14 protein-coding genes are annotated in these 12,817 nt (G+C 39.9%); all 14 read left to right on the top strand.

The genetic code is table 11. From position 1 onward, the window contains the following. Positions 1-174: 174 nt before the first annotated feature. Complete coding sequence (locus MHI57_RS13580; RefSeq protein WP_340976831.1) at positions 175-2,421, top strand: S8 family serine peptidase; 2,247 nt, start codon at positions 175-177, stop codon at positions 2,419-2,421. A gap of 313 nt (positions 2,422-2,734) precedes the next feature. Then, complete coding sequence (locus MHI57_RS13575; protein ID WP_095371586.1) at positions 2,735-2,956, top strand: AtpZ/AtpI family protein; 222 nt, start codon at positions 2,735-2,737, stop codon at positions 2,954-2,956. Positions 2,957-2,962: 6 nt separating this feature from the next. Beyond that, positions 2,963-3,352, top strand: a complete 390-nt coding sequence (locus tag MHI57_RS13570) for an ATP synthase subunit I (protein WP_095371587.1) — start codon at positions 2,963-2,965, stop codon at positions 3,350-3,352. 7 nt (positions 3,353-3,359) lie between these two features. Next, a complete protein-coding gene (gene atpB / locus MHI57_RS13565; RefSeq protein ID WP_224936758.1) occupies positions 3,360-4,070 on the top strand; it encodes a F0F1 ATP synthase subunit A in 711 nt (236 codons plus the stop codon). A 79-nt stretch (positions 4,071-4,149) separates the two neighbouring features. Next, positions 4,150-4,362: a F0F1 ATP synthase subunit C gene (atpE, locus tag MHI57_RS13560; protein WP_095371589.1), complete on the top strand. Its 213-nt coding sequence runs from the start codon at positions 4,150-4,152 to the stop codon at positions 4,360-4,362. Positions 4,363-4,492: 130 nt separating this feature from the next. Further along, entirely contained in the window at positions 4,493-5,011 is a 519-nt protein-coding gene (locus tag MHI57_RS13555) for a F0F1 ATP synthase subunit B (RefSeq protein ID WP_224936757.1), read from the top strand. Next, entirely contained in the window at positions 5,008-5,544 is a 537-nt protein-coding gene (locus MHI57_RS13550; protein WP_095371591.1) for a F0F1 ATP synthase subunit delta, read from the top strand. Before MHI57_RS13555 ends, MHI57_RS13550 begins: the two co-directional genes overlap by 4 nt. A 24-nt stretch (positions 5,545-5,568) precedes the next feature. Further along, positions 5,569-7,077 carry a F0F1 ATP synthase subunit alpha gene (gene atpA / locus MHI57_RS13545; RefSeq protein ID WP_095371592.1) on the top strand — a complete coding sequence of 503 codons (1,509 nt, stop codon included), beginning with the start codon at positions 5,569-5,571 and terminating at the stop codon, positions 7,075-7,077. A 146-nt stretch (positions 7,078-7,223) separates the two neighbouring features. Continuing rightward, entirely contained in the window at positions 7,224-8,084 is an 861-nt protein-coding gene (locus MHI57_RS13540) for a F0F1 ATP synthase subunit gamma (protein WP_095371593.1), read from the top strand. 32 nt (positions 8,085-8,116) lie between these two features. Next, positions 8,117-9,538, top strand: coding sequence for a F0F1 ATP synthase subunit beta (gene atpD, locus MHI57_RS13535; RefSeq protein WP_095371594.1), 1,422 nt, complete (start codon positions 8,117-8,119; stop codon positions 9,536-9,538). A 22-nt stretch (positions 9,539-9,560) separates the two neighbouring features. Beyond that, the gene (locus MHI57_RS13530) at positions 9,561-9,968 is read left to right on the top strand and encodes a F0F1 ATP synthase subunit epsilon (protein WP_095371595.1); all 408 of its coding nucleotides are present in this window, start codon (positions 9,561-9,563) and stop codon (positions 9,966-9,968) included. Between the two features lie 786 nt (positions 9,969-10,754). Then, a complete protein-coding gene (locus MHI57_RS13525; RefSeq protein WP_095371596.1) occupies positions 10,755-11,129 on the top strand; it encodes an NADH-quinone oxidoreductase subunit A in 375 nt (124 codons plus the stop codon). Next, on the top strand, positions 11,120-11,632 hold the full coding sequence (locus MHI57_RS13520) for a NuoB/complex I 20 kDa subunit family protein (RefSeq protein WP_157733862.1): 513 nt from the start codon (positions 11,120-11,122) through the stop codon (positions 11,630-11,632). The genes MHI57_RS13525 and MHI57_RS13520 overlap by 10 nt, the downstream gene beginning before the upstream one ends. A 1-nt stretch (position 11,633) precedes the next feature. Then, positions 11,634-12,812, top strand: a complete 1,179-nt coding sequence (locus MHI57_RS13515) for an NADH-quinone oxidoreductase subunit C (RefSeq protein WP_340976824.1) — start codon at positions 11,634-11,636, stop codon at positions 12,810-12,812. Positions 12,813-12,817: the final 5 nt, after the last annotated feature.

Here is a 12,817-nt window from a genome sequence, read left to right as displayed (position 1 = left end):
GCAACTCGAGGATTTCTGCAGCATTACACATTGGTTTTAAACGGCCTATAATAAAAAAGGTGATTACCTAAGTTTAAAAAGGGTATTCACCTTTTTTATTTGCGCTTCCCATTAAATTCCGTAGTATAGGGAAGCTAGAAATCGAAGACGCTAACAAAAAAAGGGGGCGTCGTAATGAAGAAAAATCTATTTATTCTCGTTATTATTCTTTTTCTTTTTCCTTGTACGTTAGGTATGAGTGCGTCTTCATCTCAACTAATTGTGCCTTCCTTGGATGAAATTAAAACAGAAGAACAAGTAGCTATCATCGTTTATAGTGATGACGCTGACTTACAAGTAGAAAAGGAGAAGCTCAAAGCACAAGGTGTCGCAATAAGATACATATTTAACTATGCCCTAAAAGGGTTTTCTGTTGAAGCAACAAATGATAAGTTAGCACAAATAGAAAGGAATCAAACAATTCATCACCTTACGACCGTAAAAAATTATACTGTGCAAGCAGAGAATGACAATATTCAGCTTATTGGTGGAGAGGCTATTAGAGGATATTTTGATGATGATAATCACCGCCTTACTGGAGAAGGTGTTAAGGTTGGCGTCATTGATACGGGGATTGATTATCGTCATCCAGATTTACGCATTAGTTATGGTGGTGGGAAAGACCTCGTGGACCAAGATGACGATCCGATGGAAACAGTGAATATGGGACGGTTGGATACATTGCACGGCACCCATGTGGCAGGTATCATTGCAGCCAACGGAAAAGTTAAAGGTGTGGCACCAAAAGCAGAGGTTATTGCATATCGTGCTTTAGGCCCAGGAGGAAGCGGGACGACAGAGCAAGTGTTACAAGCAATAGAACAAGCGATGAAAGATAAAGTGGATGTCATTAATCTTTCATTGGGAAATAATGTGAACGGACCTGATCTCCCTATTAGTCTTGCTTTAAATAAGGCAGTCGATAGTGGAATTGTTGCTGTTACATCATCGGGTAATTCAGGGCCTGGCATTTGGAGTGTTGGCTCACCGGGTACGGCTGCCAAAGCGATATCTGTAGGAGCTTCTACCCCTACATTAAAAGTACCTTATTTACATATTGGTAAAAAAGAAATGAAGTTGTATCCACTGCAAGGAACGATTCCGTGGGATTTAAACAAATCATTTGAGTTATATAACGGTGGCATTGGGAAAGAGGAGCAATTAAAAGGAGCTAATGGAAAAGTAGTTATTGTGGAGAGAGGGGAATTAACTTTTACGGAAAAAAGTAAGAATGCCAAGGAAGCAGGAGCACTTGCTTTGCTCATTTACAATAATACACCGGGCTCCTTCATGGGCAATTTAGAAGGGGTGTTAGATATCCCGGTTGTGTCATTAACGAAGGAAGATGGGGAAGAGATTAATCAAGAGCTTTCACAAGCTAAAAGATTATATGGACAAACAGTGATAAAGGAAGAAAAAGACATCTTAGCTGAATTTAGCTCAAGGGGTCCTGTGACTTCTACTTGGGAAATAAAACCTGATGTGGTTGCACCAGGAGTAGCCATTAATAGTACGGTACCTGGTGGGTACACACCATTACAAGGAACAAGTATGGCAGCGCCTCATGTGGCAGGGGCAGCCGCTTTGTTAATACAGGCTCATCCTGAATGGCGCCCTGAGCAAGTAAAAGCAGCACTAATGAATACGGCCTTATCTATGGTGAATGAAGATGGTACGCCATACCGGACCTTTGAACAAGGTGCGGGCCGGATTCAATTGAAGGAAGCATTAATGACATCTACATTAATCTATCCATCGTCCATACAGTTTGGTAAGTTTAAGTTATCTGAACAACATCATGACCATGTAGCAAAAATTACGGTGGAAAATACAACTGATGAAAAGCAGTCCTATGCTTTTGAAATTCCAAAAAAACAAAAGGGGATTGAATGGCGTCTACCATTATCATTTATGCTTGAGCCTAACGAGAAGAAAACTATTAGTTTACATATGATCGTTAATCCAAAGGAACTCACTGAAAAACTGGCAGACGGTACGATTCGGTTGAATAGTAATAAGCAAACAATTCAGCTTCCTTATTTATACGTATTGGAAGAACCGGATTATCCACGTGTCATGGGCTTTAGTTTTGGTAAAGGTGATAGTAAGAAAACGTATCGCTATGAAGTGTATTTACCAGGTGGAGCGGAAGAGTTTGGGATTGCTTTATTCGATTCAACTTCATTAACTTTTATAGGCATGCTTGATTGGAAGAAAGATGTAAAGAAAGGCCAGGTAGAAGAGGATTTATTCATAAGCGATTTACCACAGCCTGGTTTGTATATTGCAAAAGTATTTGCTCGCAAATCTGGACAAGAAGATTGGATAGAGACCCGTTTATTCATTGGGGCTAATGGGGAATTAGAAATGATAGGAAATTAAGCGGTATAAAAATATTATAATTGAAAAACAATAGCCAAAAAGAACGCATAAATTTTCAGAATTTGCAAGAAAAATCTAGTGAAGATTTTATGAAAAAAGTGTGAACATCCATATTTTGCCCAAAAGAGAACTGGCGAAATTCCCATTAAACGCATTGACATTGACATGCCCCTATTGTATGCTTACAAAGGGTATTATTGATAAGGTTTTCATGAGCAGATTTTATAGTTTTATATCATATGAAATAGACGATTTATCATACTGCTTTCCTCAGAAAACCTCTTACCATTCTCGATTGAGAGGATGCGTTTTAATGCGTCATAATGACCGTCGCCCTTTTAAAGCGATGGCACTCATGTCCGCCATTCTTTCCCAATTAGTAGGCGCCATCCTTCTAGGTGTTTTTGCTGGAAGATGGTTCGATCGGTTACTAGAGACCGAACCACTGTTTCTAATAATCGGTTTATTACTAGGTTTGACAGTGGGCATTTATGCCATGCTTCGTTTAATCCAACAATTTTTTTCAGGAGAATAAACAAATATGCCGGAAATACAAGAAAGATTTAGTAGACAACGTAAATACATGCTTTTCTTGTTGTCGTTCTTTGTACTCGGCTGGGGCTTTACGTCTTATCAATCTATCTTTCTTGGCCTGATTTTGGGAACCGTTCTCAGCTTCTTTAATCTTTGGTTAATTGTAAGGAAGATGATTCAGTTCCGAGAAGCAGTAGAGAAAGAGCAAAAGGTGCGTTCACTAGGAACGATGTCGCGAATGGCATCTGCCGCTTTGGCAGTTATCATCGCACTGGAGTATCCAGCGTATTTTCACCTTATAAGTGTAGTGTTGGGATTAATGACGTCCTATTTAGTCATTATGATAGATTTTTTTCTTCAATCTTTTCATTTACGTAAAAAGCGGGAAGAGAGGTGAATAATTTATGGATCATGGAGCTCCATTGAGAGAATTTATGGGGTTAACCTTCAACTTATCTAATATTTTGATGATAACAGTAGCAAGTGCGATAGTTTTCTTAATTGCTGTCATTTCAACTCGTCGTTTAGCAATGAAGCCGACAGGCATGCAAAACTTTTTTGAATGGGTGATGGACTTCGTTAAGAACATCATCAACAGCAACATGGCATGGAAAGATGGTGGTAGATTCCACGTGCTTGGAATCACACTCATCATGTACGTATTTGTATCGAACATGCTAGGACTTCCATTTGCAGTCACCTATAACCACGAGCTATGGTGGAAATCACCAACAGCTGATCCGGTCGTAACGCTTACACTAGCAGCGATGGTGGTAGGTCTTTCACATTATTATGGTGTGAGAGTGAAGGGTCTGAAAGAATATGGGAAAGATTTCTTCAAGCCAATGTGGTTTATGTTCCCATTGAAAATCATTGAAGAGTTTGCCAACACATTAACACTTGGTTTGCGTCTTTACGGTAATATTTATGCAGGGGAAATCCTACTGACATTACTAGCAGGCTCACTTGCAACAGGGTTCTTAGGACATGCTGTAGCAGTATTACCAACATTATTATGGATGGGATTCTCCGTATTTATCGGTGCTATCCAAGCATTTATTTTCTGTATGTTAACAATGGTTTATATGTCTCACAAAGTGAGTCACGACCATTAATATATACCTGTTCATTACATGAACAAAACATGTTTGTTAAAAATAATTTTATTCCAAAATTTTAAGGAGGAAACAAATAATGGGTCTTATAGCAGCAGCAATCGCAATCGGTTTAGCAGCACTTGGTGCAGGTATTGGTAACGGATTAATCGTTTCAAAAACAGTTGAAGGTATGGCACGTCAACCAGAAGCTCGTGGTATGCTTCAAACTACTATGTTCATCGGGGTAGCGTTAGTTGAGGCGATTCCGATCATCGGCGTAGTTATCGCATTCATGGTTATCGGTGGCTAATTTTTTGTATTTGTAAAATGGCGAAGATCATCACAAGTGGACCTTCGCCTTTCCTTTATGTAAATTCAATCGAATGACTTTAAAATAGTTTGACCTTAAGTGAACGTCTCTTGAAGGGAGTGAATCGAGGGTGTTATTAGATAGTTATGTATTAGGTGCATCTGGCGGCTTTAATGGTGGCGACATCGTATTCCAATTGATTATGTTCATCATTTTGTTAGCTTTAATTAAAAAGTTTGCATGGGGCCCACTTATGGGAATCATGAACCAACGTGAAGAACATATCGCTGGTGAAATTGAAGCAGCAGAAGCAAGTCGTGTAGAGGCGAAGAAATTACTAGAAGAGCAAAAGCTTCTATTAAAAGAAGCGCGTACAGAAGCGCAAACGTTAATTGAAAGCGCGAAAAAGCAAGGTGAAGCGCAACGCGAAGAGATAATTGTTGCGGCACGTGCTGAAGGCGATCGTTTGAAAAATTCTGCAAAACTTGAAATCGAGCAGCAAAAAGAACAAGCTGTATCAGCTATTCGTGAACAAGTTGCTTCATTATCTGTCCTAGTTGCTTCGAAAGTTATTGAGAAGGAATTAAGTGCAGCCGATCAAGAAAAACTAATTAACGAATATATTCAAGAGGCAGGCGAGAAGCAATGACGAGCTCAATAGTGGCAAAACGTTACGCGTTAGCTCTATTCCAGCTTGCGAATGAACATCAGCTTCTTGACCAAATGGAAGATGAGCTTCGTGCAGTGAAAGACGTAGTGAATCATGACTCTGAATTTAAAGCAGTGCTAAAGACTCCTAAGCTCTCTATTCAAAAAAAGAAAGAGATCGTAAAAGAAGCTTTTGCATCTGTTAACACATATGTGATAAACACTTTACTCATCATGGTGGAGCGTCATCGTGAAGATGAAATCACAGGTATGGTCGAGCATTTCTTAGACCTATCAGATGAGCAAAAAGGAATTGCTGAAGCGAAAGTTTACTCTGTTCGTCCTTTAACTGATGAAGAGAGAAACGCTTTATCTGCAACATTTGCAGCTAAAGTGGGCAAGCAATCCCTTCGTATAGAAAATATCGTTGATTCAAATTTATTGGGCGGTGTCAAGCTTCGCATAGGAAACAAGATTTTCGATGGCAGCTTACGTGGCAAGCTAGATAGACTTGAGCGACAATTGTTAGGCTAAGATTCGTAGATAGGGGTGAAACTCATGAGCATCAAAGCTGAAGAAATCAGTGCGCTGATAAAAAAGCAAATTGAAGGTTATCAGTCGGAAATTCAAGTGAGTGATGTCGGTACAGTTATCTCAGTAGGTGATGGTATCGCGCGTGTTCATGGTTTAGATAACGCCATGGCTGGCGAACTTGTTGAATTTTCGAATGGCGTTATGGGTATGGCGCAAAACCTTGAAGAAAGTAACGTCGGTATTGTTATTTTAGGACCATTCACAGAGATCAAAGAAGGCGATGAAGTACGCCGCACAGGACGTATCATGGAGGTACCAGTAGGTGAAGAACTTATTGGCCGTGTTGTAAACCCTCTTGGACACCCTGTTGATGGAATGGGACCAATCAATACAACAAAAACTCGTCCGATTGAAGGACCGGCTCCAGGTGTTATGGATCGTAAATCTGTACATGAGCCATTACAAACAGGTATTAAAGCGATTGACGCATTAGTGCCAATCGGTCGTGGTCAACGTGAGTTAATCATCGGGGACCGTCAAACAGGTAAAACATCTGTTGCAATCGACACAATTTTAAACCAAGCTGACCAAGATATGATTTGTATTTATGTTGCAATTGGTCAAAAAGAATCAACTGTACGTAATGCTGTTGAAACATTACGTAAAACAGGTGCACTAGATTACACGATTGTTGTAACTGCATCTGCATCTCAACCAGCTCCATTACTTTACTTAGCACCATACGCTGGGGTAGCAATGGGTGAAGAGTTCATGTATAACGGTAAACATGTACTAGTTGTTTATGATGACTTAACAAAACAAGCATCTGCTTACCGTGAACTTTCATTATTATTACGTCGTCCTCCAGGTCGTGAAGCATATCCAGGGGATGTATTCTACTTGCACAGCCGTCTTTTAGAGCGTGCAGCTAAACTAAGTGACGCAAAAGGTGCCGGTTCAATCACCGCGCTACCTTTCATTGAAACACAAGCAGGTGACGTTTCTGCCTATATTCCAACAAACGTTATTTCTATCACTGACGGACAAATCTTCCTTCAGTCTGACCTATTCTTCTCTGGTGTTCGTCCAGCGATTAACGCAGGTCTTTCTGTATCACGTGTTGGTGGTTCTGCACAAATCAAGGCAATGAAAAAAGTAGCTGGTACATTACGTCTAGACCTTGCTTCATTCCGTGAACTTGAATCATTCTCTCAATTTGGTTCAGATTTAGATGCAGCAACACAAGCGAAGTTAAACCGTGGTGCTCGTACAGTTGAGGTTCTTAAACAAGACCTTAATAAACCACTTAAAGTAGAAAAGCAAGTTGCGATTCTTTATGCGTTAACTCGTGGTTTCCTTGATGATATTCCAGTTGAAGATATCCGTCGTTTTGAAGAAGAATATCTTACTTGGTTAGATCAAAATCATAAAGAATTGCTTGACCATATCGCTACAACTCAAGGCCTTCCGGCTGATGAAGATATGGCAGCTGCAATTAACGAATTCAAGAAAACGTTTGTGGTTTCTGAATAATCATTGCAGAGTTAGACAGGATGGGATCGTTGTCCCTTCCTGCCTTTTCATGCATTGTTTTTACAGGATCTAATGATATATAAGGATTGGGACAGCCTACGCGCTAACCAATCAAACACACTTAAGTATAAGGGTGGTGAGAACCTGTGGCATCATTACGTGATATAAAGAACCGAATCAATTCTACGAAGAAAACAAGTCAAATTACAAAAGCTATGCAAATGGTATCAGCTTCAAAGATGACTCGTGCGGAAATGAATGCAAAAGCATTTGTACCTTATATGGAAAAAATCCAAGAGGTAACAGCGTCTATCGCAATTGGTAGTGCAGATGCATCACATCCAATGTTAGTGAGCCGTCCGGTTAAGAAAACGGGTTATGTCGTCATTACATCTGACCGTGGACTAGCTGGGGCATTTAACAGTAGAGTTCTAAAAGCCGTTAACCAAACAATTCAACAAAGACATAAGTCTAATGATGAGTTTGCGATAATAGCGATTGGTAGAATGGCTGTTGATTTCTTCAAAGGAAAAGGGATGAATGTAATCGTCGATATCGTCGGCGTAGCAGACCAGCCATCATTTGCTGAAATCAAAGACTTAACAACTAAAACGGTTGGTATGTTCTCTGATGAAACATATGATGAGCTATACATTTATTACAATCACTATGTCAGCGCAATTACTCAAGAAGTAACATCGAAAAAAATCTTACCACTAACAGATATTTCTAGTGGGTCAGACCAGTTAACTTCGTATGAATTTGAGCCTTCCGCTGAAGAAATTTTGAAAGTATTGCTACCTCAGTATGCTGAAAGCTTAATCTATGGTGCATTATTAGATAGTAAAGCTAGTGAGCATGCCGCGCGTATGACAGCGATGAAGAATGCTACGGATAATGCGAAGGATCTAATCAATGCATTAGACTTAAGCTATAACCGTGCGCGTCAGGCTGCAATTACTCAAGAGATTACTGAAATTGTCGGTGGAGCAGCTGCTCTAGAATAATTAAATAGCATTTCTTATTAGGAGGGAAAAAGATGAACAAAGGACGCGTTCTTCAAGTTATGGGTCCGGTTGTTGACGTAAAGTTCGAAAACGGTCAATTACCAGCAATCTATAACGCATTGCAAATTGATAACACTTCGCGTAACGAATCTGAAGTTGGAATCAACTTAACCCTTGAAGTTGCCCTTCATTTAGGTGATGACACTGTACGTACAATTGCTATGTCTTCAACAGATGGTTTACAACGTGGAACTGAAGTAATAGATACAGGTGCAGCCATCTCTGTACCAGTAGGTGATATCACTCTTGGCCGTGTATTTAACGTACTAGGTGATACAATTGATCTGGATCCAGCCATTACTGGTGATGCTCGTCGTGACTCTATTCATAGAGAAGCACCTACATTCGAAAAACTTTCTACAGAAGTAGAAATTCTTGAAACAGGAATTAAAGTAGTAGACTTACTTGCTCCTTACATCAAAGGTGGTAAAATCGGTCTATTCGGTGGTGCCGGTGTTGGTAAAACCGTTTTAATTCAAGAGTTAATCAATAACATCGCTCAAGAGCACGGTGGTATTTCTGTATTCGCTGGTGTTGGTGAGCGTACACGTGAAGGTAATGACCTTTACTATGAAATGACTGACTCAGGCGTTATTAAGAAAACTGCGATGGTATTCGGACAAATGAATGAGCCACCTGGAGCACGTATGCGTGTTGCCCTAACTGGTTTAACAATGGCTGAATATTTCCGTGATGAGCAAGGACAAGACGTTCTTTTCTTCATGGATAACATCTTCCGTTTCACGCAAGCAGGTTCTGAGGTATCTGCCCTACTTGGTCGTATGCCATCTGCCGTTGGTTACCAACCAACACTTGCAACTGAAATGGGTAAATTACAAGAACGTATTACTTCAACGAATGTTGGATCTGTTACATCAATCCAAGCGATTTATGTACCTGCCGATGACTATACTGACCCGGCTCCAGCAACAACTTTCGCTCACTTAGATGCAACAACAAACTTAGAGCGTAAATTATCTGAAATGGGTATTTACCCTGCCGTGGATCCATTAGCATCTACATCACGTGCACTTTCACCTGAAACAGTTGGTGAAGAGCATTATGAAGTAGCTCGTACTGTACAACAAACGTTACAACGTTACAGAGAGCTTCAAGATATTATCGCGATCCTAGGTATGGACGAGCTTGGAGACGAAGATAAGCTTATCGTTGAACGTGCGCGTCGTATCCAATTCTTCTTATCTCAAAACTTCCACGTAGCAGAGCAATTTACAGGCCAACCAGGTTCTTATGTTCCTGTAAAAGAAACTGTTAAAGGATTTAAAGAAATCCTTGAAGGTAAATATGATCACCTACCAGAAGATGCTTTCCGTCTAGTTGGTCGTATTGAAGAAGTAATTGAAGCTGCTAAAAAAATGGGCGTAGAGGTATAATTTAGGACCAGGAGGGTAAAAAATGAAGACGATTAAAGTCAGTGTTGTTACTCCCGATGGCCCGGTGTATGAATCCGATGTGGAAATGGTAAGTACCAAAGCTGAAAGTGGAGAGCTAGGTATTTTAGCAGGTCACGTCCCTATGGTTGCACCGTTACAAATTGGAGCTGTCCGTCTAAAGAAAGAAAATCAATCTGATTTGGTTGCTGTTAGCGGTGGTTTCCTCGAAGTACGTCCGGACCAAGTAACGATTTTAGCGCAATCTGCGGAACAAGCGACTGATATCGATCTTGATCGTGCCAAAAGTGCAAAAGATCGTGCAGAACAACGTTTGAATGAAACAAAGCGTGAAAACGTCGACTTCAAACGTGCAGAACTTGCACTAAAACGTGCGATGAATCGTATCAATGTTTCGGAGAGAAATATATAATCATCATGAAAACGAATCAATCCTGTTTTTATCATCAGGATTGGTTCTTTTTTTGTTTTGCGTGGGTCTATTTAAGCGTGTCTTTCGGGTGGTAAACGAACCGTGGAATGAATCGATGACATAAATTTGTGCTGTGATGCCTCTATAATACCAATACGTTTCAGAAATCCCGTGAGTGAATTAAATTGATTGGATGAGTTCAGCTGATAAACCAAAACGAGGCAAATAATGTGTGGTTGGAAAAATATGATTTGATTCGATGATAAACGAGTCAAAAAAATGAGGTAGCGGAAAAATATGATTGGATTCAGTGATAAACGAGTCAAAAAAATGAGGTAGCAGAAAGATATGATTGGATTCGGTGCTAAACGAGTCAAGAAAATGGGGTAGAGGAAAAATATGAGTGTATCCAGTGTTAAATAAGTCAATTACGCTCAGTTTCTCAGCCTTCATCTTTTTGTAATTGCAAGCAAACATGCTCATAGTGAATTGAATTTCACTCATCCTGCTGATAAGATTTCTGACCCCTTGTGAGCAAAAGCTATATAGATCTATCTATTTCCTCACAATAATATAAACCTTCTCTTTATCCTACCAACAGTTCTTATTTTTTTCGGATAAGATTCAGTAAAAAAGATATATCCTATACAACTTGTCATATAAATGAAGTATGGGATAGATGGAAATGACTAGTGGCTTATCGACAGAATATGGCAAGGGTGTTATAATGTATCCGATTACATTTTAAAAATTTTGAATAGTTTCTATATTATGGAGGGGATGATATTGGAATTATGGCATCTGTATCAAAATAATTATTTGATAGTCCTTTCTTTTATAATTATCGGTGTGCTATTACCATTAGTTGCTCTATTTTTCGGGAAATTGTTGCGGCCATATCAACCTAATGAGAATAAGTATACTACTTATGAAAGTGGAATTGATCCCTTTCAAGACTCAAGGGTACAATTCACGGTTCGTTATTACATGTTTGCTCTTCTTTTCGTCATTTTTGATGTGGAGACAGTGTTTTTATATCCATGGGCCGTAGCATATGAAAAATTAGGCATATTTGCTTTAATAGAGATGCTGATTTTCGTGTTTATGTTAGTGATAGGTTTAATATATGCTTGGAAAAAGAAGGTGCTGAAATGGATTTAAAATTAGATCAAATGAGTGAAAAAGAAATGGCTGAAATTCAGCGTAATATATTCATGTCTACATTAGAGCAGTTAAAAGGATGGGCTAGAAGTAATTCATTATGGCCGATGACGTTTGGCCTCGCCTGTTGTGCCATTGAAATGATGGGTGTGGGTTCTTCTCACTATGATCTCGATCGTTTTGGCTCTTTTTTCCGCACTTCTCCACGACAATCTGATGTCATGATTGTATCTGGTACCGTCACGAAAAAAATGGCTCCAGTAATTAGACGGCTTTACGATCAAATGCCTGAACCGAAGTGGGTGATTGCTATGGGCTCTTGTGCAACTGCAGGTGGTCCATATGTTTATTCTTATTCTGTTGTAAAAGGGGTAGACCAAGTGGTCCCAGTTGATGTGTACATACCAGGTTGTCCACCTAATCCTGCAGCACTCATATACGGTGTCAATAAGTTAAAGGCAAAAATCCGTTATGAGGCGAAAACAGGAAAGCGGGTGATCTGACTTGGATGAAAAAGATAAAGAGCAGTTAAAAAAGGAAGCAGCGGAAAAAGCAAGAGCAGCTGCACAAAGAAAACGGGAAGAGAGGGAAAAGAAAAAAGAAGAATCGCATGACTCAGTATCCGAAGTGAACCAAACAAAAGATGATGTTACCTCCAATCAAGATCTAGAAAAACAAAAAGCAGCGGCCGCCGCCAAGGCAAAAGCAGCCGCAATAGCAAAGAAAAAAGCAAAAGAGACAGAAGGAAAAGAAACAGAGCCAACCTCCAATCAAGATCTAGAAAAACAAAAAGCAGCGGCCGCCGCCAAGGCAAAAGCAGCCGCAATAGCAAAGAAAAAAGCAAAAGAGACAAAAGGAACAGAAACAGAGCTAACCTCCAATCAAGATCTAGAAAAACAAAAAGCAGCGGCCGCCGCCAAGGCAAAAGCAGCCGCAATAGCAAAGAAAAAAGCAAAAGAGACAAAAGGAACAGAAACAGAGCCAACATCTAACCAAGACTTAGAAAAACAAAAGGCAATCGCTATTGCCAAAGCCAAAGCAGCCGCTGCAGCGAAACGAAAGGCAAAGAACGCGAATGAAAGTGGCGATTCAGAGAAGGCTAAAGCCATCGCAGCCGCCAAAGCAAAGGCAGCTGCAGCAGCAAAGGCAAGAGGGAAAACAACTCAAGCAAAAGAAACAGAAGAGCCAGAACCTATCACACCATCACCTCAACAACCAATCTTAGATCGTTACCTCAACATTGTAAAAGAACACTACAAAGAAGATATTTTAGAAGATTCCTATATTAATCGTATGAGCAAGCATGTGCCCACTATTGTTGTTAAGCTAGAACATTACTATTCCCTTGCCTTGTTATTCAAACAACATAGCGGTCTTCATTTTGAATTTTTATCAGAATTACATGGAACTGATTTTGAAACATATATGGAGATTTATGTTCATTTATACTCCTTTAAAAATAAGCAGTCTGTCGCTTTGAAAGTGAAAATGGATCGTGAAAATCCAAGAGTTGATTCTATTGCAACTATATGGCCAGGTGCGAACTGGCCAGAGTGTGAAGCATATGACCTCCTTGGTATTCAATTTACCAACCACCCTGACCTACATCGCATTATGCTTGGGGAAGATTGGGTTGGTCATCCTCTCCGCAAGGATTATGAACCTTATGATGTGGAGGTGTAAAAGGC

Origin of the sequence: Cytobacillus sp. FSL K6-0129, from assembly GCF_038007625.1 — a bacterium.
Lineage (GTDB): Bacteria > Bacillota > Bacilli > Bacillales > Cytobacillaceae > Cytobacillus > Cytobacillus kochii.
The sequence above is the reverse complement of the archived record's forward strand: the minus strand, read 5'-3'. Positions and strand labels throughout refer to the sequence as shown.

Coding starts and splice junctions, on each gene's coding strand:
- MHI57_RS13580 (WP_340976831.1), top strand. CDS start 175: ATGAAGAAAAATCTATTTATTCTCGTTATTATTCTTTTTCTTTTTCCT.
- MHI57_RS13575 (WP_095371586.1), top strand. CDS start 2,735: ATGCGTCATAATGACCGTCGCCCTTTTAAAGCGATGGCACTCATGTCC.
- MHI57_RS13570 (WP_095371587.1), top strand. CDS start 2,963: ATGCCGGAAATACAAGAAAGATTTAGTAGACAACGTAAATACATGCTT.
- atpB (WP_224936758.1), top strand. CDS start 3,360: ATGGATCATGGAGCTCCATTGAGAGAATTTATGGGGTTAACCTTCAAC.
- atpE (WP_095371589.1), top strand. CDS start 4,150: ATGGGTCTTATAGCAGCAGCAATCGCAATCGGTTTAGCAGCACTTGGT.
- MHI57_RS13550 (WP_095371591.1), top strand. CDS start 5,008: ATGACGAGCTCAATAGTGGCAAAACGTTACGCGTTAGCTCTATTCCAG.
- atpA (WP_095371592.1), top strand. CDS start 5,569: ATGAGCATCAAAGCTGAAGAAATCAGTGCGCTGATAAAAAAGCAAATT.
- atpD (WP_095371594.1), top strand. CDS start 8,117: ATGAACAAAGGACGCGTTCTTCAAGTTATGGGTCCGGTTGTTGACGTA.
- MHI57_RS13530 (WP_095371595.1), top strand. CDS start 9,561: ATGAAGACGATTAAAGTCAGTGTTGTTACTCCCGATGGCCCGGTGTAT.
- MHI57_RS13520 (WP_157733862.1), top strand. CDS start 11,120: ATGGATTTAAAATTAGATCAAATGAGTGAAAAAGAAATGGCTGAAATT.